Here is a 24,569-nt window from a genome sequence, read left to right as displayed (position 1 = left end):
CCACAGTCCTCTCCCCGGCGGGGAGAGGACACGGATGCCGGTTTAGCCCAGCTTCTGCGATTGCTCGCGCAGTGCGTTGAGCTGGACGCCCCAGTCGGTAATGCGCTGACGCTCCTGTGCCACCACTTCGACCGGTGCATTGGCGACAAAGTTGGCGTTGCCCAGCTTGCCCTCGCACTTTTTGATCTCGCCTTCGATGCGGGCGATTTCCTTGGCGAGACGCGTCTTCTCCGCACCCAGGTCGATCAGGCCGGCAAGCGGAATCAGCACGCGCAGCGAGCCCACCACAGCGGCAGCCGCGGCCGGTTCATCGGCACCGGCTTCGATCCACTGCGGGGCATCCACGCGAGCAAGGAAGCTGATCTGCGCGGCGAACTTGGCGGCGCGTGCGCGATCGGTGGCATCGCCATCGGCGAGCAGCAGCGGAATCACCTTGCCCGGCGCGATGTTCATTTCCGCGCGAATGCGGCGGATGCCGCTCAGTACGGCCTTGAACCATTCGATTTCGGCATTGGCGGCATCGTCGGCGACGATCTCGCCGGCGTTCGGCCACGGGCGCTCAAGCAGGTACGTGGCATCGATGCGCAGCTTGGGCGCCACCGCTTGCCAGATTTCCTCGCTGATGAACGGCACGATGGGGTGCAGGGCGCGCAGCACGGTTTCCAACACCACCACCAGCGTGTGACGGGTGGACGCCGCCGCGACCGCATCGTCGCCATTCAACGCCGGCTTGGACAGTTCCAGGAACCAGTCGCAGAACTCGTTCCAGGTGAACTCGTACAGCTCCTGCGCCAACAGGTCGAAGCGGTAGCTGGCGAAGTGTTGCTCCACCTCGGTGAGCGTTTGCTTGAGGCGCGTGAGAATCCAGCGCTCCGCTTCCGTCACCGGGCCGTTGGCCGGTGCGGCCAGCTCGCCTTCGGGCAGGTTCATCAGCACGAAGCGCGCGGCATTCCACAGCTTGTTGCAGAACGCCTTGTAGCCTTCGGCACGCTTGATGTCGAAGTTGATGGTGCGGCTGTAGCTGGCCAGCGCGGCGAAGGTGAAGCGCAGCGCGTCGGTGCCAATGGCGGGAATGCCGCTGGGGTAATCCTTGCGGATGCGCTTTTCCACCTTCTCGCGCACCTGCGGAATCAGCAGCGACTTGGTGGATTTGGCCACCAGCGGCTCCAGCTCGATGCCGTCGATGAGGTCGAGCGGGTCGAGCGTATTGCCCTTGGACTTGGACATCTTCTGGCCTTCCGCATCACGCACGATGGCGTTGATGTAGACATGCCGGAATGGCACGCGACCGGTGAAGTATTTGGTCGCCATCACCATGCGGGCGACCCAGAAGAAGATGATGTCGAAGCCCGTGACCAGCACGGCGCTGGGCAGGAACACGTTGTCGTTTTCCCAGTTGGCGACCACGTTGCCGTGCTCGTCCTTCACCGGGCCGTCCATCGGCCAGCCCATGGTGGAGAACGGCCATAGCGCGGAGCTGAACCAGGTGTCGAGCACGTCCTCGTCCTGGCGCAGCGCGCCCACCGGCGCAACGGTGGCATGCGCGCGTGCGTCGGCCTCGTCCTCGCCCACGAAAATGTTGCCCGCTTCGTCGTAGAACGCCGGGATGCGATGGCCCCACCACAGCTGGCGGCTGATGCACCAGTCCTGGATGTTGTCCAGCCACTGCGTATAGGTGGTGCTCCAGTTCTCGGGCACGAACTTGATTTCGCCGCCGCGCACCGCATCGAGCGCCGGCTGGGTGATTTCCTTGCGACCCTTTTCGCTGGTGAGGTCGAGGAACCACTGGTCGGTGAGCATGGGCTCGATCACCGCATCCGAGCGCTGGCTCACCGGCACCTGCAACTTGTGCGGCTTGGTTTCCACCAGCAGGCCTTCCGCTTCCAGGTCGGCCAGCACGCGCTTGCGCGCTTCGAAACGGTCCAGGCCCTGGTACTTGGCGGGCGCGTTCTCGTTGACCTTGGCGTCCAGCGTGAAGATGTTGATCGGCGCCAGGTGGTGGCGCTGGCCGATGGCGTAGTCGTTGAAGTCGTGCGCCGGGGTGATCTTGACGAAACCGGTGCCGAATTCGCGGTCGACGTAATCGTCGGCGATCACCGGAATCTCGCGGTCGGACAACGGCAGGCGCAGCAACTTGCCGACCAGGTGTGCATAACGCTCGTCTTCCGGGTGCACGGCCACGGCCACGTCGCCGAGCATGGTTTCCGGGCGCGTGGTGGCGACGACCACGCTGTCGCTGCCATCGACGGTGAAGTAGCGGATCGACCACAGGTGGCCGTCACGCTCGACGTTGTTCACTTCCAGGTCCGACACGGCGGTGCCCAGTGCCGGGTCCCAGTTCACCAGGCGATTGCCGCGATAGATCAGGCCCGCGCGGTACCAGTCCACGAACACTTTGCGCACGGCGGCCGACAGGCCCGGGTCCATGGTGAAGCGCTCGCGCGACCAGTCGGCGGCGACGCCCAGGCGGCGCATCTGGTTGGTGATGGTGGAGCCCGATTCTTCCTTCCACTGCCACACGCGCTCGATGAACGCCTCGCGTCCCAGGTCGTGGCGCGTCTTGTTCTCCACGGCGAGCTGGTTCTCCACGATCTTCTGCGTGGCGATACCGGCGTGGTCGGTGCCTACCTGCCACAGCGTGTTCATGCCGCGCATGCGCTGGTAGCGGATCAGCATGTCCATCACGGTCTGCTGGAAGGCATGACCCATGTGCAGCGTGCCGGTGACATTCGGCGGCGGCAGCAGGATGCAGTACGGCTCGCCATGGCCGGAGGGCTTGAAGTCGCCGCTGGCTTCCCAGGCGGCATACCACTTCGACTCGATCTGGCTGGGCTCGAAACTCTTTTCCATCGGGGGCTCGCGTGTGCGCGCCGGCGCCGGCGCGTGGGGATTTGACGTTAAAGCGTCGATTGTACGGGTGGGGCGCGCGGGGTGCCATTTTTGGCCCGTTGAGTGGCCTTCTTACCCCGTCATTCCCGCGTTCGGGAGGGATGAAGGGGCGGCGCGGTGAGAAATGTCCGAAAACGGGGGCCGCCCCTCAGGGTAGCAATTCAATGCCAAATCGCTTTACCAGCAGGGCGAACAGGCCAAAGCACACCACGGTGATCACCAGGCAGGCCAGCAGGGTGGGCCAGAAGCCCAGGCGTGGCAGCAGCACTGGAAAGGCCAGGAACATGGGCAGCGTCGGCACCACGTACCAGAAGGTGTACCAGGCGTGGTTGGCGATCTTGTCCTGGGGCTGGTGCTCCACCTGCAACCAGATCAGCACCAATACGGTCACCAGGGGCAGGGCGGCCACGAAGCCGCCCAGGCGGTCGCTGCGCTTGGCGAATTCCGATACCGCCACCACCACGGCGGCGGTGATCAGGTATTTGGTCGCCAGCCAGGCCATGCGCGTTTGCTCAGGCGCGGCGGAGTTGGCGGCCGTAGGCGTGGACTTCGTCCACGAGCACCTTGACGTGCTCGGGGTCCACTTCCGGCGTGATGCCGTGCCCCAGGTTGAAGACATGTCCCGGATTGTCGCCGTAGCTGTCCAGCACGCGGCGCACTTCGCGGCGGATCACCTCCGGGCTGGCCTGCAGCACGGCCGGGTCCAGGTTGCCTTGCAGGGCCACGCGGCCGCCCACGGCCTGGCGGGCGTCGGCCAGGTCGACGGTCCAGTCCACGCCCAGGCCGGCGCAGCCGGTGTCGGCGAGTGCGGAAAGATGCTGGCCGGCGCCCTTGGAGAACAGGATTACCGGCAGCTCGCGGCTGGCCGGGTCGGCCTTCAGTGCGTCCACCACCTGTGCCATATAGCGCAGCGAGAATTCGCGGAATGGGGCCGGGCCAAGCAGGCCGCCCCAGGTGTCGAACACCATCAGTGCCTGGGCGCCGGCGGCAGCCTGGGCGATCAGGTAGGCCGTCACCGCCTGGGCCAGTGTGCCGAGCAGCAGATGGGCGAGGGCGGGGTCGTTCCAGCACATGGCTTTGAGTCGGGCGAAATCACGCGAGCCCTGGCCTTCCACCATGTAGCAGGCCAGCGTCCAGGGGCTGCCGGAGAAACCGATCAGCGGCACGCGGCCGTGCAGTTCGCGGCGGATCAGCCGCACGGCGTCCATCACGTAGCGCAGCTCGCCATCCATGTCGGGCACGGCGAGGCGTTCGATATCGGCCTTGCTACGCACCGGGTGGGCGAACTGCGGGCCTTCGCCCTGGGCAAAGCTCAGGCCCAGGCCCATGGCGTCGGGAATGGTGAGGATGTCGGAAAACAGGATCGCCGCGTCCAGCTCGAAGCGCTCCAAGGGCTGCAACGTCACCTCGCAAGCCAACTCCGGATTTTGTGCCAGCGCCATGAAGCTGCCGGCACGGCTGCGCGTGGCGCGGTACTCGGGCAGGTAACGGCCGGCCTGGCGCATGACCCACAGGGGCGTGGTGTCGGTGGCCTCGCGGCGCAGGGCGCGCAGGAAGCGGTCGTTCTTCAGGACGTCGGTCATTTCAGGATCCGTAGGGGCCATCCAGGCCCTGGCTGAACATTACGCGGAAGCCGCGCTTGAGCTGCGCGTCGCGCGCCTTTTCGAAGGCCGCCATGGCGTCCTCGCGTTCGAGAAACTGTTCGCGCTTCAAGGTGGCCTTGCCGCCTTGCACGCCCGATTCGCGATACAGCGTCCAGCCGCCAAGCAGATCCTGCTCGAGCGCGATCTGGACGTAGCGCGGCGCTTCGGCGCTGGCGGGCATGGCTTGCAGGTAAAGGCGCATGGAATCCGATGTCGCAGGGGGCGAGTGAACGCAGACATCGCATTCTAGAAGGCCGCGCGCCCGGGAGCGAGCGCAGCGGCGTCGCAGGTTCAGCGGAGGGCGGCCTCGAGCACGGCGAGTACGGCTGTTTCATCCACGCCGCCGACGATTTCCGCGCGACCCACACCGCGCCACAGGATCAGTCGCAGCGTGCCGGCGAGGTTTTTCTTGTCCAGCCGCATCAGTGCGAGCAGGGCTTCGGGTTGCATGCCGGGCGGAACGGTGGTGGGCAAGCCCAGTGCTTCGAGTAGGCGGTGCAGACGCGCGGTGTCGGCCGGCTCGCTCATGCCCATGCGCTCGGACAGTTGTGCGGCCAGCAGCATGCCGATGGCGACGCCTTCGCCATGCAGCAGCACCTTGTACTTGCCGGCGGTCTCCAGCGCATGACCAAACGTATGGCCCAGGTTGAGCAGGGCGCGTTCGCCCTGTTCGGTTTCATCGCGCGCCACCACGCCCGCCTTGTACCGCACCTTGCGCGCGATGGCCTCGATCAATGGCGCGCTTTCGCGTGCATTCAGCGCAGCGGCGTGCTCTTCCAGCCACGCGAAGAAGGCCGGGTCGCCGATGGCTGCGCCCTTGACCACTTCGGCCAGGCCGGCGCGGTATTCGCGCTCGGGCAGGCTGGCGAGCGTGTCGATATCCGCCACCACCGCACGCGGCTGATGGAAGGCGCCCACCAGATTCTTGCCAGCCGGCAGGTTCACACCGGTCTTGCCGCCCACGGAGGAGTCGACCATCGACAGCAGGGTGGTCGGCATCTGGATGAAGTCGATGCCGCGCATCCAGCAGGCGGCGCTGAAGCCGGCCAGGTCGCCCACCACGCCGCCGCCCAGCGCCACTACGCAGGCGTCCCGGGTGGCACCGAGTTGAGCCAGCGCCTCTAGCGCGCGGCCCACGTTGGCGAAGCTTTTGTGCGACTCGCCGTCGTCGAGCAGGAACGAGGACCAATGCAGGCCTTCCAGGCCCTGCGCTACGCGGTCCAGATACAGCGGCGCGACCGTGGTGTTGCTGATTACCAGCGCGTGACGACCCTTGAGCGCAGCGCGCCAACGGGCATGGTCTGCCAGCAGGCCGTGGCCGATCCAGACCGGATAGCTGCGTTGGCCGAGGGCGACGTCGATAGTGCGGGGCGTAGGAACGGTAGTGGTCATACGGCGTGCTGGCGGTGCCAATGCTGATCGATCAGAAGGACGCTGCGCGTGCTGGCGGCGTGGACGGGTTCATGGGCGCCGGGAATCCTCAGGTCGGCGATTTCTTCATACAGCGGCGTACGCAGTTGCGCCATGGCGTCGAGTCGCTCGGCACGGTCGGGGCCAGCGAGCAGGGGGCGTTGCTTGTCCTGCGCCAGCCGTTCGAGCTGTTGCTCCAGCGTGGCCTGCAGCCAAAGCACGAAGCCACGTTCTCCGAGCAGGCGACGATTGGTGGGGTCGAGTACCGCGCCGGCACCGGTGGCCAGCACCACGCCGCTGCGGCGGCTGTGCTCTTCCAGCAGCTGGCTTTCGCGCTGGCGAAAGCCCGTCTCGCCCTCGATCTCGAACACCGTGCTTACCGGTACGCCGCAGACCTGCTCGATCTCATGGTCGAGATCGACGAAGCTCAGCCCATAATGCTCGGCCAGCCGGCGTCCGATGGTCGTCTTGCCGGCGCCGGTGGGACCGACGATGAAAAGGTTGCACGATGGATTCATGGGCAAATGCTAACAGGCGCGCACCCGCATGGCGGGGTTGGTGCAGCGGAGTGGCCGCATGAGCCGACGCGTATTGATCGCTGGCTGTGGCGATGTGGGCCTACGCGTGGCGGCCTTGCTGAGGGCGCGCGGCGATGAAGTGTGGGCGCTGCGGCGCAGCCCCGTCGCAGACGGCCACAATGGCATTCGCTGGTTGCAAGGCGACCTGACCCGGCCGGAAACCTTGCAAAGTCTGCCGTCGGGATTGACCCACCTGGTCTATCTGCCCACGCCGGGTGCGCGCGAGGAAGGGCGCTACCGCGCCGTGTTCCTGCATGGTTTGCAGCACATGCTGGCGGCACTGGATCGCAGCGCCTTGCCGCGCGTGGTGTTCGTGTCGTCCTCGGCCGTCTATGGCGAACACGGCGATGCGTGGGTGGATGAGGCAACGCCGGTGGAGCCGCTGGGCTTCAATGGTCGCGTGCTGCTGGAGGCGGAACGCTGGCTGGCGACGCAGCCGTTGTCGTCGACCGTGCTGCGGCTTGCAGGGCTGTATGGGCCAGGGCGCATGCAGTTGGTCGAGCGCCTGCGCGAGGGTTCGGTGCGCGTGCCGCGCCATACGCCGCATTGGTCCAATCGCATCCACGTGGACGATGCCGCCGCCGCGATCGTGCATCTGCTGGATCTGCCAGGCGCGCTGCCGCTCTATGTAGGCGTGGACGACACGCCGCTGCCGTTGGACACGCTCTATGACCACCTGGCGAACGTGATAGGGGCGCCATGGCCGGCGGATGGCCCCGCGCCGGCTGGCGTGGGCAGCAAGCGGCTCAGCAACGCGCGCTTGCGTGCGAGCGGCTTTGCGCCGCATTGGCCCGATGCACGCGAAGGGTATGCCGCCTTGTTGGCGGCGACAGAGTGAGCAAGGGCCGGAACGCCGATGAGGCATGTACGCTCAGCCCACACTTTTTCACAAACGGAGATACGCACATGGCAAACCAGCTTCCGCTGCATATGGTCAGTACCAGCAACGAATTGCCGGGTTACCGCGTCGTGCGGCCCATGGGCATCGTGCGTGGCATTACGGTGCGCTCGCGCAGCGTGATCGGCAATCTGGGCGCGGCGCTGCAAACCCTGGTGGGCGGCAATATTTCCATCTACACCGAGCTGTGCGAGAAGGCGCGCGAGGAAGCGTTCGAGCTGATGCTGCGCCATGCCGCCGAGCGCGGTGCCAACGCGGTGATTGCCATGCGTTACGACGCCAACGACGTCGCCGAAGGCGTTACCGAGGTGCTCGCCTATGGCACGGCGGTGCAGGTGGAGCCGCTGGCCTGAGTGGGTGCTTCAACTATGGTTGAGTGCGATGACGTGACGATGGTGGTCGTACTCGACCGAGGTATCGGCCAGCTCCGGCAACGTGGCCAAGGCATGCCGACTCAAGCGTTCGAAGTGAGCCAGAAAGCGCACCATGGCGCTGGCGTCCATGGCGAGCGGCGCATGGCGGGCGAGCAGTTCCTCCTCCTGCTCGCTGCGCCACTTGCGTACCACCTCCCAGTTGGGCGCCTGGAGCACGATCAGTGCGTCCAACTTGCGCCATAGCGGCTGGTAGCCGCGCAACTGCTTGTTCACCCAGTGGCGCCAGGTGCCTTCCGGGTCTTCCTCGCGCTCCAGGCTATTGACCGGTGCTTCCAGCGCCGCCTGAGTTTGCGGGCGGATGCCCATGGCCCAGCCCTCCAGGATCACCAGCTTGGGTGGGCGGGTGACACGGGGCCATTTGGATGGGGGCACCCGGGTGTCGCGGCCCTTGTCGAAGCGCGGGTAACTCACCGGCAGCTTGTCAGATGCCTGCGGCAATGCGGCCAGTACCGACAGCAGCAGCTCGATCTCGTGCGTGCCCGGCACGCCGCGGGTACGCAGCAACGGATGAATCTGGTGGGCCAGCACCTCGCGTTCGCTGCGGGAGTAGTAGAAATCGTCCAGCGAGAGCACCTCGGTCGGCCAGCCCCGGGCTTCGGCCTGGGCCTTCATTTCCCGGGCGAGCGTGCTCTTGCCGCTGCCCTGCAGGCCGGACAGGCCCAGCAGGTAGGGGCGGCGGGCGCGGGCGATGCGGCCGGCGTACTGGTCGAGCAGGTGCCCGGCCAAGGTCGAATTCTGCGTGCTAGCATCCGTAGACATGCCGGCCATGATGGCGCGCGGCGGCCACGATTCAAGACCCCCATGTTGAAACGAGAGATTCTGGACACCTTTTTGCAGCTGCTGGACGAGGCAAGCCATGGTGGCGAACCCGAACCCACGGCAATGAACCTGGCGACGGTGGACGCGGCTGGCCGCGTCAGCTCTCGCATTGTGTTGCTCAAGGGCGCCGACGAGCGCGGCTTCCGCTTCTATACCAACTACGAAAGCGACAAGGGCGGCCAGATGGAGGCCCATCCCCAAGTCGCCCTGTGCTTCCACTGGAAGCAGCTGCGCAATGCCGTGCAGGTGCGGGTGGAAGGCGTGGCGCGCAAGCTGCTGGCGGAAGAGTCGGACGTGTATTTTGCCACTCGGCCGCGCGCCAGCCAGATCGGCGCCTGGGCCTCGTTGCAGTCGCAGACGCTGCCCGATCGCGAGACCTTCGAGCAGCGCTATGCGCGCTATGAACACGAGTTCGAGGGTAAGGATGTGCCACGCCCGCCGCATTGGGGCGGTTTCGTGGTCGAGCCTGACATGATCGAATTCTGGTACGGCGCGGACTACCGCCTGCACGAGCGCGTGCGTTGGAGCCGTCACGGCCAGACCTGGACCAACCGTCTGCTCTACCCTTGAGCCTGCCCGCGATCTGTCGGCAACGACGCACCGCAGGCAGGTCGTAGCCAGGTTCCACGGGGGCAACCCCGCTTTTGGAGGCTTGACCCATGCGCGCAGCGCCCGCCGAACACGTTGGCCAGCATGGCTTTGTCGTGCATACGCGCGGCCGCGGCTTTACCGACATCACCGATAAGGTGGGTGAGGTGATCGCGACCAGCGGCGTGCACACGGGTATTGCCCATGTCTTCTGCCTGCATACCAGTTGCTCACTGCTGCTGAGTGAGAACGCCGACCCGACCGTCCGCGACGATCTGGAGCGTTGGCTGGCTCGTGCCGTGCCCGATGGCGACGGCATCTTCCGCCACGATGAGGAAGGCCCCGACGACATGCCCGCGCATGTGCGGGCCATCCTTACCGGGGTGAGTCTGGTGGTGCCGGTGCACGCAGGGCGCGCGCACCTGGGCACTTGGCAGGGTTTGTATCTATGGGAACACCGCCTCGATCCGCATCAGCGACGGATCACCGTGACGGTGCTGGGACATTGAACGCGTGACCGAACAGCTTCATCACCGCGACGGCTACCCCTCGCGCATCGTCTGCCTTACCGAAGAACCCACCGAGGTGCTGTACGCGCTGGGTGAGGAACGCCGCATCGTAGGCATCTCGGGTTTCACGGTGCGACCGCCGCGTGCGCGCAAGGAAAAGCCCAAGGTTTCGGCGTTCACCAGCGCCAAGATCGACGAGATCCTCAAGCTCGAACCGGATTTCGTGATCGGTTTTTCCGACATCCAGGCCGACATCGCGCGTGAGCTGATCAAGGCGGGCGTGGAAGTGTGGATCAGCAACCACCGCAGCGTGGAGGGCATCCTCGCCTATGTGCGTAGGCTCGGTGCGATGGTGGGTGCGGCGGACAAGGCCGAAGCCTACGCGCAGTCCCTGGAGCGCCAACTCGCCGACGTGCAGGCGGCCGCGGCGCAATTCACCCGCCGTCCTCGTGTGTACTTCGAGGAGTGGGATGAGCCGCTGATCACCGGCATTCGTTGGGTCGCCGAGTTGGTGCGCATTGCGGGTGGCGACGATGTGTTTCCGGCAATGGCCGGCGAGTCGCTGGCCAAGCATCGCATTCTGGCCGACGCTGGCGAGGTGGTGGCGCAGGCGCCGGACATCATCCTGGGCTCGTGGTGCGGCAAGCGTTTTCGCCCGGAACGTGTGGCGTCGCGCGAGGGTTGGGGTGCCATTCCCGCCGTGCGCAACGGCGACCTGTATGAGATCAAGTCGCCGATCATCCTGCAGCCCGGCCCGGCCGCGCTCAGCGACGGATTGGCCGCCATCCACGCCATCTTTGCCGCGTGGGAACAGCGCCAGCGCGCGTAGAACGCGCCGACGCCGGCCATGAATCCGCCATGCCCGCGCATAACGCGCGGGTGCGGGGGGTTACCAGATCTTCACGCGCTGGTTTTCCGGGCGCCACATCGGTTGTCCCGGCTTGACGTCGAATGCCTCGTAGAAATCCGGGATGTTGGAGAGTGGGCCGTTGACGCGCCACTTGGCCGGTGCATGCACATCGCTGAGCAGAGCATTGCGCAAGCGCTGCTCGCGCTGCTGCGAGAGCCAGCCCAGCGCATAGCCGAAGAAGAAGCGCTGCATCGGCGTGTAGCCGGCGATCTTCTCGCCCTTGCGGTATTGCTCGGTCTTTTTGAAGGCGTCGATGCCGATCATCAGGCCGCCGAAGTCGGCGATGTTCTCGCCCAGGCTCGCCTGGCCGTTGATGTGCAGGCCGGGCAAAGGCTCGTAGGCGTTGAACTGCTTGACCATCACATCGGCGCGCTGCTGGAAGCGTTTGGCATCTTCCGGCGTCCACCAGTCGGACAGGTTGCCCTTGGCGTCGAACTGGCGGCCTTCGTCGTCGAAGCCATGCGTGATTTCGTGGCCGATGGTAGACGCCGCCACGTAGCCGTAGACCACGGCATCGTCGACCTGATCGTCGGCGAAGCCAGGGATCAGGAACTGCGCCGCTGGCAACACGATCTCATTGTTGGAGGGGTTGTAGTAAGCGTTGTAGGTCTGCGGCGTCATGTCCCACTCGTCGCGGTCGACCGGCTTGCCGAACTTCGAGATCATGTCGTTGAACGCCCAGCGGTTGGCATTCATCATGTTCTGCGCATACGACTCGCGGCCGATCTGCAGCGCGGAGTAGTCCTTCCACTTGTCCGGATAGCCCACCTTCTTGGTTACCGCGGCGAGCTTGGCCTGCGCCTTGGCCTTGGTGGCATCGCTCATCCAGTCGAGCCGGGTGATGCGCTCACTGTAGGCGGTGCGCACGGCTTCGACCATCTCGTTGTAGCGCTGCTTGCTGCGTTCGGAGAAGTAATCCTTGACGTAGATGCGGCCCAGGATCATGCCCAGGGCATGATTTTCGGCGTTGAGCACGCGCTTCCAGCGCGGTTTCTGCTCCGCCTGGCCGGACAGTACGCGACCGTAGAAGTCGAAGTGCTCGTTATCGAAATTCTGGCTGAGGTAACTGGCGTAGGTGTCGACCAGATGCACGCGCAGATAAGCGCGCAGCACCGGCAGCGGCGTCTTGGCCAGCAACGATTGCAGGCCGGCAAAAAACTCCGGCTGGCCCACGATCACGGTGGAGGCGGGCAGCTTCCAATCGCCAAGGCGCGTGTTCCAGGCAATGGTCGGCGTGTACTTGGCGCTCAGCTCGGCGGGCGCCATCTTGTTGTAGTTCTTTAGCGGATCGCGCAGTGCCTCGAGCGGGCGTGAGACCTTGGCCAGCGCGGTTTCAAAAGCCATCACCTGGGTGGCATTCTGCTTGGCGTCGGCCTCGCTGGCGCCCAACAGCTGGAACATGCGGCGCAGGTGCTCCACGTAGGCCACGCGAGCCTTGGCCACGCCTTGCTCGTTGTTGAAATAGTAGTCGCGCTCGGGCAAGCCCAGGCCGCCCTGCATAAGGTGCACGGCCATCACATCGCTTTGCTTCTCGTCCTGCAGCACGCCCATGTCGAAGAAGGCGTCCACGCCCAGCGGCTGCAGCGCAAAGGCTTCGTCCAGCAGGGCGTTGAGGTCCTTGGCGGCATCGATGCGGGCCAGTTCGCTCGTGAGCGGCGACACGCCGAGGCGGTCGGCCAGCGCCTGATCCATGCCGGTCGACCAGAAATCCCCCACCTTCTGCTCGTCGCTGCCCACCGAGGCGGATTTTTGCGCGGCGGCGGCCTCGCTGATCTGGCGCAGCTTGGCGTATAGCTCATCCTGCACGACCTGACCGATGCCCCATTGCGATTCCTCGGCGGGAATGGGATGGCTCTTCAGCCATGCGCCATTGGCATAGGCGAAGAAGTCGTCACCGGGCTTGACCGAGGTATCGACATTGGCGGCGACCACGTCCGGCTTGGCGGCGGGTGTGGTGGCCCAGGCGTGACCGATGCCGGCGAGGGCCAGGCCGATGGCGAGAGCGCGCAGGCGCAAGGAGGAGGTCGCTTTCATGCGTTGGAGGATTCCGGCAGGGAAAGATGAAGGGTGATGGCTTAGACGCCCAGCGCGAGGCGTGCGCCAAGGTCGGTCAGCGGCGAGACCAGCAACAGGCGGGCGAGGATCAAAACAATCATCACCGCCCACGGCGCGAAATCCAGCCCGCCGACCACCAGCTTGCCGCGCAAGGGGCGCAGCAGGGGTTCGACCAGGGTGCCCGCAAGGCGATAGACCGGGTGGTAACGCTCCACCTGGAACAGGCTCATCAGCGACCACACGAAGATCAGCACCACATAGAACATCAGAATGAAGTCCAGCGTGTCGGCGACGGACAACAGCAGCAGGCCGGCCAGGCGCGGAAACATGCCCAGCAGCGCGAACAGCACCACGCGCTTGAGCAGCATCAGCAGCCACACCAGCAGCAGCGCTGCGATGTTGATGCGCCGCCAATTGGGCAGCACGCGCCGAAGCGGGGCGAGCACCGGGTTGGTGCTGCGGTAGACGAACTGGCTGAGCGGGTTGTGGAAATCCGCGCGGCTGGCCTCAGCCAGCAGGCGCAGTACAAACAGCGCGGCGGCGGCGCCAAAGGCCAGTTCCAGCAGGAACGAGAGTGCGTTGATCAGGTAACTCACGATTAATTATCCAGGGCTGCAGCCAGTTCGCCGCCTCGATGCGTGGCAGCGGCCACGGCATGGGCGATGATCTGATGGAAGTGGTCGGCGGCCAGGCTTTCCAGCGCGGCCTGGGTGGTGCCGTTGGGGGAGGTCACGCGCTGGCGCAGCACGCCGGGGTCTTCTCCGCTTTCGGCCAGCATGCGCCCGGCGCCCAGGCAGGCCTGGGCGGCCAGCGCCCGGGCCGCTTCACGCGGCATGCCCTGTGCGAAGGCGGCATCTTCCAAGGCCTCGACCATGGCGAAGAAATAGGCAGGGCTGGAGCCGGAGATGGCGGTGACCGTATCCATCAGCGATTCGTCGTCCACCCAGCGGGTCAGGCCGACCGCATCCATAATGTGTTGGGCCTGGGCACGCTGCTCCGGGCTGACGCGGCGGTTGGCGCACAGGCCGGTGGCGCCGGCGCCGATAAGGGCGGGCGTATTGGGCATGCAGCGCACGATGGGCAGGGTGTGGCCGAACCAGCGTTCGAGCTGGTCCAGCCGCACGCCGGCGGCAATGGAGATCAGCAAGGGGCGCCGGCGCGCCAGTGTGTCCAGCAGCTCGGCGTGGATGGCCGGCATGATCTGCGGCTTGACGGCCAGCACCAGCACGTCCGCCTCGGCGGCCGCCAGGCGGTTCTCGCCATAGCAGGCCACGCCGAACTCGCGGCCCAGCTCCTGGCGGGCGTCGGCGCGCGGCTCGGCCACGCTCAGATTGGTCGCGGCCATACCGGTCTTGAGCAGGCCCCCAATCAGGCTGCGGGCCATGTTGCCGCCCCCGATGAATGCGATACGTGTCATGCAGAATCCTCGCCAATGCGGTGGCTACCTTACCGGAGCAGGCGCCGGCCGTCCCGTGGCAAAAGTGCCGGCGGGCGAGGCCCGGCTAAGCATGCTTGCAAACCTGGTCCGCAGTTTGAAGGGCTAGGGCTTTGGAAAGACTGGTGGCGCAGGCCTACCGGCGAGTAGTATCGGCCCGCTGCATGGGGGAACCGGTTTCTGGCCGTTTGCACGACATCTGCGCCTTGGCGCCGATAAGTTGCGCGCCAGGGGATGCCCCGCCCATGCGGTACGCCGCTGCATGACATCCAGTCGATCGGGTTGAGGGGAACGCTAGATGGATATCGCCGAACTGCTTGCCTTCTCGGTGAAGAACAAGGCTTCGGACTTGCACTTGTCCGCCGGCCTGCCGCCAATGATCCGCGTGGACGGCGACGTTCGCCGCATCAATATTCCGGCGCTGGAACATAAGCAGGTGCATTCGCTGATCTACGACATCATGTCGGACAAGCAGCGCCGCGACTTTGAAGAATTCCTGGAGACCGACTTCTCCTTCGAGATTCCCGGCCTGGCACGCTTCCGCGTCAACGCGTTCAACCAGAACCGCGGTGCCGGCGCGGTGTTCCGTACCATTCCTTCCGAAGTGCTCACGCTGGAGGATCTCGGCGCCCCGGCGGTGTTCCGCGAGCTGATCGAGCAGCCGCAGGGCCTGATCCTGGTGACCGGCCCTACCGGCTCGGGCAAGTCCACCACGCTGGCAGCGATGGTCGACCACATCAATAAGAACGAATACGGTCACATCCTCACCATCGAGGACCCGATCGAGTTCGTGCACACCTCGCAGAAGTGCCTGGTCAACCAGCGCGAAGTGCATCGCGATACGCATGGCTTCAACGAGTCGCTGCGTTCGGCGCTGCGCGAAGACCCCGACTACATCCTGGTGGGTGAGTTGCGCGACCTGGAAACCATCCGCCTGGCGCTGACCGCCGCGGAAACCGGCCACTTGGTGTTCGGCACCCTGCATACCAGTTCGGCGGCCAAGACCATCGACCGCATCATCGACGTGTTTCCCGCGGGCGAAAAGCCGATGGTGCGCTCGATGCTGTCCGAGTCGCTGCGCGCGGTGATCTCGCAATCGCTGTTGAAGAAGGTGGGGGGCGGCCGTATTGCAGCCCACGAGATCATGGTGGGCATTCCCGCCATCCGTAACCTGATCCGCGAAGACAAGGTGGCGCAGATGTATTCGTCCATCCAGACCGGTCAGCAGTACGGCATGCAGACGCTGGACCAAAATCTGCAGGACTTGGTAAAGCGTGGCCTGGTAACGCGCCAGCAGGCGCACGGTTACGCGCGCAACAAGGACATCTTCAAGTAAGCGCCCCGCGCTTGCCGTTGAACACTAGAGGGTTGTGCCATGGGCGATTTCGATTTCACCTCGTTCCTCAAGCTGATGGTGCACAAGAAGGCATCGGACCTATTCATTACGGCGGGCGTGGCGCCGTCGATGAAGGTGCAGGGCCGCATCGTGCCGATCACGCAGAGTCCGTTGTCGCCGCAGCAGGCGCGCGACATGGTGCTCAATGTGATGACACCCTCGCAGCGCGAGGAGTTCGAAAAGACCCACGAATGCCAGTTCGCCATCTCGGCGCAGGGCGTGGGTCGCTTCCGCGTATCGTGCTTCTATCAGCGCAACTGCGTGGGCATGGTGCTGCGTCGCATCGAGTCGAAGATCCCCACCATCGAAGAGCTGAGCCTGCCGCCGATCATCAAGCAGCTGGCGATGACCAAGCGCGGCATCATCATCTTCGTGGGCGGCACCGGCACCGGTAAGTCGACCTCGCTGGCATCGATGATCGGCTACCGCAATGCCAATTCCACCGGCCATATCATCACCATCGAAGACCCCATCGAATACGTGCACAAGCACGAGGGCTGCATCATCACGCAGCGCGAGCTGGGCATCGATACCGATAGCTGGGAGAACGCGCTGAAGAACACCCTGCGCCAGGCTCCTGATGTGATCATGATCGGCGAAGTGCGTACGCGCGAGACGATGGAGCACGCCATCAACTTCTCCGAAACGGGTCACCTGTGCCTGTGCACGCTGCATGCCAACAACGCCAACCAGGCGATGGATCGCATCCTGCACTTCTTCCCGGAGGATCGTCGCTCGCAGCTGTTCATGGACTTGTCGCTCAACCTCAAGGGCGTCGTAGCGCAGCAGCTCATTCCCACGCCGGACGGCAAGGCCCGCCGCGTGGCGGTGGAGGTGCTGTTGGGTACGCCGCTGGTGCAGGACTACATCCGCCAGGGCGAGATCCACAAGCTCAAGGAAGTGATGAAGGAGTCCACCAACCTCGGCATGAAGACCTTCGACCAGAGCCTGGTTGAGCTTTACCACGCCGGCGAGATCTCCTACGAAGACGCGCTGCGCCATGCCGACAGCTCCAACGAGGTGCGTCTGCGCATCAAGCTGGCGCAGGGCGGCGACGCGCACACGCTGTCGCAAGGCCTGGATGGCGTGGAACTGGAAGAAACGCGCGATTCCCAGAACTTCGGTGGCGGGCATTTGCTCAAGCGTTGAGCCTGTTGTGGCGGTCAGAAAAAAAGGAGCCTCTACAGGCTCCTTTTTTTTCCCTCATGCAGAGGGATGCCGATATGTCGAAAATCCAGTGCCTTATCAGGGCGTACTCATAACGCCTTTCGACGTGCGGTGTGACGACATTGCTCTTTCACGCCTCATGGTCCACAGCGAACGCTGCGTGAAGGACGAAGGAGATAGGGCTCATGATTGTGCCGGGTTTCCCCTTCATCAGTAGACGGTGCTTGCGCCTTGTTGGTCGTAGGTTATTGCGGCTAAATCGCTCCTTCGTCGATTGAATGTTAAGGGCGCACGTCGCTCTTGCCATTTGCGGCGCTCATACGCCCATCCCGTACCGCTTCTTCGCTGTGCACGCTGGTTAAAGCGACCCTTGAGGTCGCTGGACGCAACGGCGATTCGCCGCAAGGGATGGCGCGATCGCACGTACGTTGAAGGGAATACAACTTGTGAATCGTTTTGCTGCTCTTGTTCAGCGGCCAGGGAAGCGTTTGCCCTTGGTCATGGCTGTCGCTATGGCCGTTGCGGGTTTCGACGCCGCCGCGCAGTCCAATATCACCGGCTCCATTTTTGGTCAGGTGTCCTCGGAGGCCGGCGACAGTGTGGAGATCCGCAACGCCGACACGGGCTTTACGCGCCATGTGACTGTCGACAAAGAAGGGCGGTATCGCTTTAGTTCGTTGCCCACGGGACGCTACAGCGTCACGCTCAAGCGCGAGGGTGCGAGTGTGAGCGCGCGGGACAATGTGGAGCTGAGTATCGCCGGTGGTACGGAGGTTTCCTTTGGCGCTTCCGCGCAGGCGCACGCCTCGGGCGACGCGAAGAACCTTGAGGGCGTCTCCGTGGTGGCGTCGGCGCTTCCAGCTATCGATGTGTCTTCGGTAGATACCCGCACCGTGCTCACGGCCGAGCAGTTGAACAAGCTGCCGATTGCGCGCGATATCTCCGCCGCCGCATTGCTGGCGCCGAGCGTGGTGGCCAACTCCAGCTATGGCGTGCCCAGCTTCGGTGGCGCCGCTTCTTCGGAGAACGCCTATTTCATCAACGGCTATGCGGTGACCAATCCGCTCACCTCGATCGGGTTCACGCAGTTGCCGTTCGATGCCATCGATCAGCAGCAGGTGCTCACGGGCGGCTACGGCGCTGAATTTGGGCGATCCACCGGTGGCGTGATCAATATCGTCACCAAGCGCGGCAGTAACCAGACCAAGGCCGGCCTCTACACCATCTGGGAGCCCGAAGCGCTGCGCGCCAACCCGCGCAACAACTATTTCCCGCGTACCGGCGCGGCGAGCAACGCAACGACCGATGGTGCGTTGCTGCATTACCGCCATCGCAACCAGTACTGGAAATCCACCGTGGGCGCTTATCTCAGTGGCGCGCTGGTGAAGGATCGCCTGTTCTATTACCTGGATGCGGAGATGAATCGTCAGGAGGGCGCAAGCGTGCTCTCCTACAGCAATTCGTCCGGGGCGGTTTCCAAGACCGGCTACAGCAGCTACAGCCACAAGATGCCGCGCTGGACAGGCAAGCTGGATTGGAACATTACCGATAGCCACATTCTTGAGCTGACCGGTGTTTCGGACAAGACGCTGTACCAGTCCGATCGTTATGCCTACAGCTACAAGACGCTGAGCCATGGCGAGCAGCAGACGGGCGGTGTGTACACCAAAGATGGCGGCGACCTGTACATCGGCAAGTACACGGGCTATCTCACCGATGACCTCACGGTGTCTGCTCTGTACGGTACGCAAAAGGTCAACCACGTCTATTCGAGCGATGGTTACGATCCGGGTTGCCCGTATATTTCGGTGAACAGTGGCGCCGCTGTACCGGGCCTGGTGTACAACACCTGCCAACAGGCGGTAAGCCCGCCGGGCACGTCGACGATCCCGCTACCGGGAGCCAACGACAAAACCGAAGGCTGGCGCCTGGATGTCGAATACCGTATCGGCGACCACGATCTTCGCCTGGGTTACGACGCCCAGAACGCCAAGTCGTTCACGGGCAAGCAGTACGCCGGTAACTACGCGTGGATCTATGCCAAGCAGACGAACGCGAATGCTCCGGTGGATGCCGGTCTTGGCGTCATTGGCTCGCCGGCCCAGGCCGGTGGTTTGGGTACGGAGGGCTATTACGTCTACAAGCTGTACAACACGCAGCGTGCGGGCGTGGAGACGGACCAGGCGGCACAGTTCATCGAGGATCGCTGGCAGGTGACCGAGCGCTGGCTGCTCTCCTTGGGTTTGCGCAACGAGCAGTTCACCAACTACAACAAGAACGGTGACGCCTATATCCGCCAGCGACACCAGTTGGCGCCACGCCTGGGTGCGTCATGGGATGTGTTTGGCGACGCCACGTTGAAGCTGTTCGCCAATGCCGGTCGTTATCACCTGGCGGTGCCGAACAACGCAGCGGTGCGTAGCGTGTCCGGTTCGTTGATCAGCAACCAGTATTTTACCTATACCGGCGTGGACACGGTCAGCGGCGTGCCCTTGGGGTTGAACCCCATCGCGGTCGATCCCGTCAGCCCGTACATCTGCCCGAATACCGGCGGTGTCTCCTCCAATCAGGAGTGTGGCGATGCGCCCGACCCGCGTACCGTGGCGGCCAAGGGGCTGCGCTCGCATTTCCAGGATGAGTACATCCTTGGCATGGAGCAGCAGATCAATCCGTCCTACAGCTATGGCGTCAAGCTGACCTATCGCAAGCTGATGAGCGCCATCGACGATACTTGCGTCGCTGCGCTTGGCGGCAGGTGCCTGACTTTCAACCCGGGACGTGGCAACACGTTTGAAGTGCTGCAGCCGGACGGCAGTCTTGCGTCGGTATACCTGAGCAAGCAGGAGCTGGGGCTCCCCGATCTCAAGCGTAAGTACTACGCCGTCGATCTCTTCATCGAGCATCCATTGGCTGATAAGTGGTACGGCAAGGCCGAGTACACCTTCTCGCGCAACTACGGCAATACCGAGGGGCAGCTGGCCTCGGACCTGGATACAGGCTCGGGTGGTCAGACCGACGTGTCACGCACGCAGGATTGGGATCTTCCCCAGCTGATGGTGGGCGCCAATGGCCTGTTGCCCAACCATCGCGCCCATCAAGTCAAAGCGTTTGGCTATTACCAGTTGAATCCGGAATGGCGCATTGGCGCGACCTTGATCGCAGCGTCCGGACGACCCAAGAACTGCACCAGCTATTACCCTACGGCCGACAAGGGGCTCTACAACAGCTCGACCTATTGGTTCTGCGGCTTGCCGGGGCAGCCAGGGTATGAGTTCTCGCCGCGAGGGTCGCATGGCACCACGCCATGGACCTATCAGCTGAACCTCAATGTGGCCTACACGCCGGGTTGGATGGCAAACAAACTCACGCTGCAGTTGGACGGCATCAATATGTTCAACAAGCAGACGCCGACCATGTACAACTATCGCTATGCGGCCAATCGCACGACGGTCAATCCGCTCTATGGTCGCGAGTTGAACTATACGGACCCGCGCTATTTCCGACTGACGGTTCGTTATGACCTGTAAGTCGGCTGTCCCGGCCGTGCGTATGCGGTGGGTGGATTGATGCACGCCCGCGGGTAGAAAAGGAAGGAGCCCCATGGGGCTCCTTCTTTGTTCAGGCGAACGCCAGATGTCGTGTGCGAGCGCTTACTTGGCGGTATCGCTGACGGTGAGGCCGCTGGCATCGACGCTCTTCACACCCTTCACCTTCTTGGCGATTTGTTCGACCTTGGCCTTCTCCATCGAACTGGTTGCGGTGCCGGTAAGGGCGACCACGCCATCGGTGGTGTTGACCGAGATATCGGTGCTCTTGATGCCCTTGGTGGTCGCCAGCTCCGATTTCACCTTGGTGGTGATCCAGGCGTCAGCGGTCTTGTCAGGCACTGTCTGGTTGTCCGACTGCTTCTGCATGGCTGCGTCCTGGGCAGCAACCTGCGCGAACGGTACGGCCGAGAAGGCGGCCACCAGGCCGGCGGCGATCAGCGTCTTGCGGAACAGGTTGGGGGTACGCATGGGAAATCTCCTGTAGTGGGGGAGCGCTGTCCGTAGGAAAGACAGACGGGGCAGCGATGGCCGCCTCGTGCCAACCATCCCAACAGACCCAACGTGAATCGCCGATGGCTGATGGCGGCGGTCGTTCAGCGCTTTCTTAGGCATGCGAAGGAGATGTCGTTGCGATGTCCTGAAAGTGTTCAGAGCTTCGCTGTTGTGACAAGCGTGATGCACATCACATTTTGGATGTGTCGTCGCCTGCACGCGCTCATCAGGGCGGGTTTGGATGGCTTTTCGCGGGAGATCGCAGAAACAAGCGCTTGAGAAATGCGCACGCGTACGGCACATTCTGCGCACCTGAGCACACTGCATGTGCTGGCTTGATTTCGGGGGGAATCATGGCCGAACTGGAAGTGCGTGTTGTTTCCGAGCGTCGGGAAGGCTTGCTCGTGGAACTGGGGCGCATCATCAGCGAGCACGATCACGTGCTCTTGCGTCAACGTCTAGCGGCGGATGTGCAGGGCACCTGCGCGACCTTGGTGTTGCGCGGCCCGGACGAGCGTCGTCTTGCGCTGGAAGATGCATTGGAGGCGCATCCGCGTGTGCTCAGCCTTGCCTCCAGTGGGGGTGTGGCCTTGCACGCATCGCCTGTCGCCTCATCGGCGCGCGCGAAGCATCCCGCCTCACGGGTCGGCGGTGCGGAAGTAGCCAAGATCGAACGCATCCTGCCGAATCTGGCCAAGGACTATCCGCGCATCTTTCCCTGGCTGATCCATCTCGAATACGAGGTGGCAGTAGAGGCACGCAATGCGTCGCTGCATCTGGCGGGGCGGCGCACAGGTTGTTGGGTCTACAAGCGCGATTACGCGCTGGGCGCCAAGCTGGGGCTGCTCGATGCCATGCGGCGCATCGCCTTGCCAGCCCTGCGCGAATTCGTGCCCGCCGAGCAGCATGGCAGCGAACTGCATCTGCGCGATTGCCCGCTATGCCAGCCTGGCGGCGCATCGGGCGGACACTTCTTTTGTGGGTTCCTTGAGGGTTTGCTGATGGATGCCGTGGATGAGCCTTCGCTGGCCGTGCACGAAATTCATTGTCACAGCCATGGCGCAGCCGCTTGTGTCTTCGAGGTGTCGCAGTGACGCCGTGGCGGCCAACGATCTGATTTTCACGGGGTATGGTTCATGCATTCGCACTACAACGCCCTGCTGGTATGTCTTTCCTATGCAGTATCCGTGCTTGGCTCGTTCACCGCGTTGCAGCTTGCCTTGAGCATTCCGCTGGCCAACCACCCGCGAAAACGTCTTGGCGCGGTGCTGGCGGCGGGCACGGCCATGGGCGGTGGCGCCATCTGGACCATGCATTTCATCGCCATGCTCGCGTGCAACATGGGCGTGCAGGTGAGCTATGACGTATGGCTCACCGCGGTGTCGGCGTTGCTGGCGATCGTGGCCTGCTCGCTGGGACTGGCGATGGTCAGTGCCGCGCGTGTTCGCTTTGTGCATCTGCTGGGTGCGGGCGTGTTGATGGGGCTGGGCGTGGCGGGCATGCATTACATCGGCATGATGGCGATGTTGACCTCGGCGCGTGCGTCCTATGACCTGCCCATGGTTGCGTTGTCGGTGGCGATTGCCATCGTCGCGTCGATGGTCGCGCTTTGGTTGGCTTTCAATCTTCGCGGTTGGCTGCAGATGCTCGGCAGCTCGCTCGTCATGGGCGTGGCCGTATGCGGCATGCACTTCGTCGGCATGGCGGCGTTAATGTTGATGCCCGGCGATAGCCTGCCGGTGGGTTTCGAGCAGGGCGTGCGTGGTGATCGCCTGGGCTTGATGACGTTCGCCGTGGTTATTGCGTTACTGGCGCTGGCGCTGGGCATGAGTATCGCGCGTCAGCAGCGGCGCGCGGCGGTGACGATCTAGGGCGAAGCAGGCCGTGGCCCATTGAAAAGGGGCGCCTGGGCGCCCCTTTTTGTTTGCGTGTATTGCGTCGCTTACTTCAGCTCGGTCTCGCTGGTAACGATCAGCCCGTCGCTGTCCATGCGCGCGCCGCCGCTCAGTGTCTTGATGCGATCGGCCTGGGCCTGCATCGATGCGAACTGGGCCTTGGTGCGCTCAGCCGTCGCCTTGGCGGTGGCCTCGGCTTGCGGGTCGTCGGACTGGGCCGACGCCGTGAGCTCGGCGATGTTTTCTGCCTTGGCCGCCATGGCCTTCACCCAGGCCTGATACATCTCGCCATTGAGGTGCAGGTGGCCAAAGTCACCCGCCGAACCGGTGGGTGCGGAGAGCAGTTCGCCCAGCTTGGTTTCCTCGCCATTACCGATGGCCAGTGCGAGTGCCTTCGGGCCCATGGCCGCCCACACCGGCGTGCCGAGCGGTGCGGTCAGCTCCGGCGGCAATGCCACGGGCTTGCCGTCCGGGGTGAGCTTGAGCTGCGACAGGCCCGAGGCGGCCATCTGCGCCATCGCCAGCAGGCCTGCCGGGTTGGAGGTGCCGATCAGCACGCGGCCACTGAACTTGGGCATGCCGTTGGCGCCGCCGGCTTCGAAGCTGTCCAGTGCCACGCGCAGGCCCAGCAGGTCGCCGATCGGCGGCACAGCCGCCTGCTGCGACATCATGCCGATCTTGGCGAAGCTCTCGTTGAGATCGACCAGTACGGGGCAGGTGAACGGCTTGGCCGCCACGGCGTCCGCCTGGGCGCTCCAGAAGCCGCGCAGCTGCACCATCGGCACCGCCAGGCTGATGTCGAACGGCGCGTAGCTGGTGGCGCCCAAGCCGGGCAGTTCCACCTTCATGCCGGAGAAGGCCTTGGTGATGTCGTCGGCCAGGCTCACGTCCCAGCGTAGCGACTGGTGGGTGGCGTCCAGCTTGGTGTAGCCAAAGCTGAGTGCCGGCACGCGGGCGGCGATGCGGGTGGCTTCGCCTTCGCAGCTGGGCGAGACCTGCAGCTGGTTGGCCACGGGCTCGCCGGTCCTGGCGGACTCGCTTTCGGCGCGCGCCTTGCGCAGCGCGTTGAACATCGGGTCCTTGCCGCTGGCGGCCAGCGGCAGCAGGCGGGTCAGGTCGACCTGACCGATGGCCCACGGCTGGTAACCCTTGGCCTTGGCGAGCTTGTCCAGGCGACCGTCGTCCTGGATGTTCTTCTCGGGACGATCCAGGCCCAGCGCCAGGCGCAGGGTGGCTTCCGGCGCGTCGATCGGCAGCAGCGCCGCCACGGCCTGCTTGCCAGCGACGGCCAGGATCACCTGCACGCCGCCTTCCGCCGACACGTGCTTGCGATAATGGAGGTTGCCCAGCGTGGCGGTGTCGAAGGGCTTGCCGTAGGCCGCTTCCAGGCGGCCGACGAAGGCATCGAACGCCTTGGGATCGGTCAGTTCGAAGCGCACCACCGGCGACAGGCCCAGGCCGTAGAAGGCCGAGCGACCCTTGATGTTCAGGCCGGCATTCTGGGCAAACGCCTCGATGGTCTTGCCATCCAGTTCGGCAATAAAGGCTTTCAGCAGGCGCGAGGTGTCGGCATTGCTATCGGCCATTTCGTCGGCCGCCGAGCGCAGCTGGGTCAGCTCGCTCGGCAACTGCGCGTCGGCCTGGGCAAGCAGCGCCTTGCGCGTGTCGTCGTCGAGCACGTCGAGGTTGGCCACCACGTACGGCGTGTCTGCCGGCACGAAGGCGAGGGGGGCGTCCTTGTCCTTGTGATGGCATGCAGCCAGCAGCACGCCGGCGAGGCCCAGCGCAACTACGCGCGTCGTCGATCGCATGTCTATTCCCTTGAATGTGTTGGATACAGCGCCGTCATTATGCCCGGAATCCGGCCATGTCGCGGCGCGTCACGGCCCCCGGGCGTGCGGTG

At 64.3% G+C, this 24,569-nt stretch carries 22 protein-coding genes; 10 read left to right on the top strand and 12 right to left on the bottom strand.

The features are described 5' to 3' along the window. Window positions 1-42: 42 nt before the first annotated feature. The 6 genes from JHD67_RS01960 to JHD67_RS01935 all read right to left on the bottom strand — a co-directional run bounded on the left by JHD67_RS01960 (window position 43) and on the right by JHD67_RS01935 (window position 6,460). The gene (locus JHD67_RS01960; protein ID WP_199096777.1) at window positions 43-2,850 is read right to left on the bottom strand and encodes a valine--tRNA ligase; all 2,808 of its coding nucleotides are present in this window, start codon (window positions 2,848-2,850) and stop codon (window positions 43-45) included. A gap of 187 nt (window positions 2,851-3,037) precedes the next feature. After that, on the bottom strand, window positions 3,038-3,391 hold the full coding sequence (locus tag JHD67_RS01955; RefSeq protein ID WP_199096775.1) for a DUF3147 family protein: 354 nt from the start codon (window positions 3,389-3,391) through the stop codon (window positions 3,038-3,040). A gap of 10 nt (window positions 3,392-3,401) precedes the next feature. Further along, window positions 3,402-4,472 (bottom strand): uroporphyrinogen decarboxylase, encoded by a 1,071-nt coding sequence (hemE, locus tag JHD67_RS01950; protein ID WP_199096773.1) that lies wholly within the window; start codon window positions 4,470-4,472, stop codon window positions 3,402-3,404. A gap of 1 nt (window position 4,473) precedes the next feature. Beyond that, the gene (locus JHD67_RS01945; RefSeq protein WP_199096771.1) at window positions 4,474-4,734 is read right to left on the bottom strand and encodes a WGR domain-containing protein; all 261 of its coding nucleotides are present in this window, start codon (window positions 4,732-4,734) and stop codon (window positions 4,474-4,476) included. An 89-nt stretch (window positions 4,735-4,823) separates the two neighbouring features. Beyond that, window positions 4,824-5,924 (bottom strand): 3-dehydroquinate synthase, encoded by a 1,101-nt coding sequence (gene aroB / locus JHD67_RS01940; protein ID WP_199096769.1) that lies wholly within the window; start codon window positions 5,922-5,924, stop codon window positions 4,824-4,826. Continuing rightward, the gene (locus JHD67_RS01935; protein WP_199096767.1) at window positions 5,921-6,460 is read right to left on the bottom strand and encodes a shikimate kinase; all 540 of its coding nucleotides are present in this window, start codon (window positions 6,458-6,460) and stop codon (window positions 5,921-5,923) included. The genes aroB and JHD67_RS01935 overlap by 4 nt, the downstream gene beginning before the upstream one ends. A gap of 58 nt (window positions 6,461-6,518) precedes the next feature. On the opposite strand from JHD67_RS01935, the gene JHD67_RS01930 reads away from it, so the two are divergent. Further along, a complete protein-coding gene (locus JHD67_RS01930) occupies window positions 6,519-7,358 on the top strand; it encodes an NAD-dependent epimerase/dehydratase family protein (RefSeq protein ID WP_199096765.1) in 840 nt (279 codons plus the stop codon). A 68-nt stretch (window positions 7,359-7,426) separates the two neighbouring features. Next, a complete protein-coding gene (locus JHD67_RS01925) occupies window positions 7,427-7,771 on the top strand; it encodes a heavy metal-binding domain-containing protein (protein ID WP_199096762.1) in 345 nt (114 codons plus the stop codon). 9 nt (window positions 7,772-7,780) lie between these two features. Here the strand turns inward: JHD67_RS01925 and JHD67_RS01920 are convergent, their stop codons facing one another. After that, window positions 7,781-8,611, bottom strand: coding sequence for a kinase (locus JHD67_RS01920; RefSeq protein ID WP_199096760.1), 831 nt, complete (start codon window positions 8,609-8,611; stop codon window positions 7,781-7,783). A gap of 42 nt (window positions 8,612-8,653) precedes the next feature. Between JHD67_RS01920 and pdxH the strand changes: the two genes are divergently transcribed. The 3 genes from pdxH to JHD67_RS01905 all read left to right on the top strand — a co-directional run bounded on the left by pdxH (window position 8,654) and on the right by JHD67_RS01905 (window position 10,597). Continuing rightward, window positions 8,654-9,241 (top strand): pyridoxamine 5'-phosphate oxidase, encoded by a 588-nt coding sequence (pdxH, locus tag JHD67_RS01915; protein ID WP_199096758.1) that lies wholly within the window; start codon window positions 8,654-8,656, stop codon window positions 9,239-9,241. An 89-nt stretch (window positions 9,242-9,330) separates the two neighbouring features. After that, complete coding sequence (locus JHD67_RS01910) at window positions 9,331-9,768, top strand: secondary thiamine-phosphate synthase enzyme YjbQ (RefSeq protein WP_199096756.1); 438 nt, start codon at window positions 9,331-9,333, stop codon at window positions 9,766-9,768. Between the two features lie 4 nt (window positions 9,769-9,772). Further along, window positions 9,773-10,597 carry a cobalamin-binding protein gene (locus JHD67_RS01905; protein WP_199096754.1) on the top strand — a complete coding sequence of 275 codons (825 nt, stop codon included), beginning with the start codon at window positions 9,773-9,775 and terminating at the stop codon, window positions 10,595-10,597. A 60-nt stretch (window positions 10,598-10,657) separates the two neighbouring features. Here JHD67_RS01905 and JHD67_RS01900 read toward each other — a convergent pair whose 3' ends face one another. From JHD67_RS01900 to proC, 3 genes are read right to left on the bottom strand one after another with little or no spacing between them, the layout of a single operon-like run. After that, entirely contained in the window at window positions 10,658-12,712 is a 2,055-nt protein-coding gene (locus JHD67_RS01900) for a M13 family metallopeptidase (protein WP_199096752.1), read from the bottom strand. A gap of 41 nt (window positions 12,713-12,753) precedes the next feature. Continuing rightward, window positions 12,754-13,329 carry a YggT family protein gene (locus tag JHD67_RS01895; protein WP_199096750.1) on the bottom strand — a complete coding sequence of 192 codons (576 nt, stop codon included), beginning with the start codon at window positions 13,327-13,329 and terminating at the stop codon, window positions 12,754-12,756. 2 nt (window positions 13,330-13,331) lie between these two features. After that, window positions 13,332-14,150: a pyrroline-5-carboxylate reductase gene (gene proC, locus JHD67_RS01890; RefSeq protein ID WP_199096748.1), complete on the bottom strand. Its 819-nt coding sequence runs from the start codon at window positions 14,148-14,150 to the stop codon at window positions 13,332-13,334. Window positions 14,151-14,466: 316 nt separating this feature from the next. Here proC and JHD67_RS01885 point away from each other — a divergent pair, with 316 nt between their 5' ends. The 3 genes from JHD67_RS01885 (at window position 14,467) to JHD67_RS01875 (ending at window position 20,258) form a co-directional block, all read left to right on the top strand. After that, a complete protein-coding gene (locus tag JHD67_RS01885; protein ID WP_199096747.1) occupies window positions 14,467-15,504 on the top strand; it encodes a type IV pilus twitching motility protein PilT in 1,038 nt (345 codons plus the stop codon). 39 nt (window positions 15,505-15,543) lie between these two features. Continuing rightward, window positions 15,544-16,713, top strand: a complete 1,170-nt coding sequence (locus JHD67_RS01880) for a PilT/PilU family type 4a pilus ATPase (RefSeq protein WP_199096746.1) — start codon at window positions 15,544-15,546, stop codon at window positions 16,711-16,713. A 530-nt stretch (window positions 16,714-17,243) separates the two neighbouring features. Continuing rightward, window positions 17,244-20,258 carry a TonB-dependent receptor gene (locus JHD67_RS01875; RefSeq protein ID WP_233171576.1) on the top strand — a complete coding sequence of 1,005 codons (3,015 nt, stop codon included), beginning with the start codon at window positions 17,244-17,246 and terminating at the stop codon, window positions 20,256-20,258. A 123-nt stretch (window positions 20,259-20,381) separates the two neighbouring features. Here the strand turns inward: JHD67_RS01875 and JHD67_RS01870 are convergent, their stop codons facing one another. After that, on the bottom strand, window positions 20,382-20,747 hold the full coding sequence (locus tag JHD67_RS01870) for a BON domain-containing protein (RefSeq protein WP_199096744.1): 366 nt from the start codon (window positions 20,745-20,747) through the stop codon (window positions 20,382-20,384). A 377-nt stretch (window positions 20,748-21,124) separates the two neighbouring features. Between JHD67_RS01870 and JHD67_RS01865 the strand changes: the two genes are divergently transcribed. Continuing rightward, a complete protein-coding gene (locus JHD67_RS01865; RefSeq protein ID WP_199096743.1) occupies window positions 21,125-21,865 on the top strand; it encodes a hypothetical protein in 741 nt (246 codons plus the stop codon). Between the two features lie 42 nt (window positions 21,866-21,907). Next, window positions 21,908-22,642 carry an MHYT domain-containing protein gene (locus JHD67_RS01860; protein WP_199096742.1) on the top strand — a complete coding sequence of 245 codons (735 nt, stop codon included), beginning with the start codon at window positions 21,908-21,910 and terminating at the stop codon, window positions 22,640-22,642. Window positions 22,643-22,713: 71 nt separating this feature from the next. Here JHD67_RS01860 and JHD67_RS01855 read toward each other — a convergent pair whose 3' ends face one another. Beyond that, window positions 22,714-24,477 carry a hypothetical protein gene (locus JHD67_RS01855; protein ID WP_199096740.1) on the bottom strand — a complete coding sequence of 588 codons (1,764 nt, stop codon included), beginning with the start codon at window positions 24,475-24,477 and terminating at the stop codon, window positions 22,714-22,716. Window positions 24,478-24,569: the final 92 nt, after the last annotated feature.

Source organism: Dyella sp. ASV21 (genome assembly GCF_016428975.1).
In the GTDB taxonomy this organism is placed as follows: Bacteria; Pseudomonadota; Gammaproteobacteria; order Xanthomonadales; family Rhodanobacteraceae; genus Dyella.
This window is presented reverse-complemented; position numbering and strand designations above follow the sequence as displayed.

Excerpts from the sequence above, each read along its gene's own strand:
- JHD67_RS01960 (WP_199096777.1), bottom strand. The coding sequence starts at position 2,850 with ATGGAAAAGAGTTTCGAGCCCAGCCAGATCGAGTCGAAGTGGTATGCC.
- JHD67_RS01955 (WP_199096775.1), bottom strand. The coding sequence starts at position 3,391 with ATGGCCTGGCTGGCGACCAAATACCTGATCACCGCCGCCGTGGTGGTG.
- hemE (WP_199096773.1), bottom strand. The coding sequence starts at position 4,472 with ATGACCGACGTCCTGAAGAACGACCGCTTCCTGCGCGCCCTGCGCCGC.
- JHD67_RS01945 (WP_199096771.1), bottom strand. The coding sequence starts at position 4,734 with ATGCGCCTTTACCTGCAAGCCATGCCCGCCAGCGCCGAAGCGCCGCGC.
- aroB (WP_199096769.1), bottom strand. The coding sequence starts at position 5,924 with ATGACCACTACCGTTCCTACGCCCCGCACTATCGACGTCGCCCTCGGC.
- JHD67_RS01935 (WP_199096767.1), bottom strand. The coding sequence starts at position 6,460 with ATGAATCCATCGTGCAACCTTTTCATCGTCGGTCCCACCGGCGCCGGC.
- JHD67_RS01930 (WP_199096765.1), top strand. The coding sequence starts at position 6,519 with ATGAGCCGACGCGTATTGATCGCTGGCTGTGGCGATGTGGGCCTACGC.
- JHD67_RS01925 (WP_199096762.1), top strand. The coding sequence starts at position 7,427 with ATGGCAAACCAGCTTCCGCTGCATATGGTCAGTACCAGCAACGAATTG.
- JHD67_RS01920 (WP_199096760.1), bottom strand. The coding sequence starts at position 8,611 with ATGTCTACGGATGCTAGCACGCAGAATTCGACCTTGGCCGGGCACCTG.
- pdxH (WP_199096758.1), top strand. The coding sequence starts at position 8,654 with ATGTTGAAACGAGAGATTCTGGACACCTTTTTGCAGCTGCTGGACGAG.
- JHD67_RS01910 (WP_199096756.1), top strand. The coding sequence starts at position 9,331 with ATGCGCGCAGCGCCCGCCGAACACGTTGGCCAGCATGGCTTTGTCGTG.
- JHD67_RS01900 (WP_199096752.1), bottom strand. The coding sequence starts at position 12,712 with ATGAAAGCGACCTCCTCCTTGCGCCTGCGCGCTCTCGCCATCGGCCTG.
- proC (WP_199096748.1), bottom strand. The coding sequence starts at position 14,150 with ATGACACGTATCGCATTCATCGGGGGCGGCAACATGGCCCGCAGCCTG.
- JHD67_RS01885 (WP_199096747.1), top strand. The coding sequence starts at position 14,467 with ATGGATATCGCCGAACTGCTTGCCTTCTCGGTGAAGAACAAGGCTTCG.
- JHD67_RS01880 (WP_199096746.1), top strand. The coding sequence starts at position 15,544 with ATGGGCGATTTCGATTTCACCTCGTTCCTCAAGCTGATGGTGCACAAG.
- JHD67_RS01875 (WP_233171576.1), top strand. The coding sequence starts at position 17,244 with ATGGCCGTTGCGGGTTTCGACGCCGCCGCGCAGTCCAATATCACCGGC.
- JHD67_RS01870 (WP_199096744.1), bottom strand. The coding sequence starts at position 20,747 with ATGCGTACCCCCAACCTGTTCCGCAAGACGCTGATCGCCGCCGGCCTG.
- JHD67_RS01865 (WP_199096743.1), top strand. The coding sequence starts at position 21,125 with ATGGCCGAACTGGAAGTGCGTGTTGTTTCCGAGCGTCGGGAAGGCTTG.
- JHD67_RS01860 (WP_199096742.1), top strand. The coding sequence starts at position 21,908 with ATGCATTCGCACTACAACGCCCTGCTGGTATGTCTTTCCTATGCAGTA.
- JHD67_RS01855 (WP_199096740.1), bottom strand. The coding sequence starts at position 24,477 with ATGCGATCGACGACGCGCGTAGTTGCGCTGGGCCTCGCCGGCGTGCTG.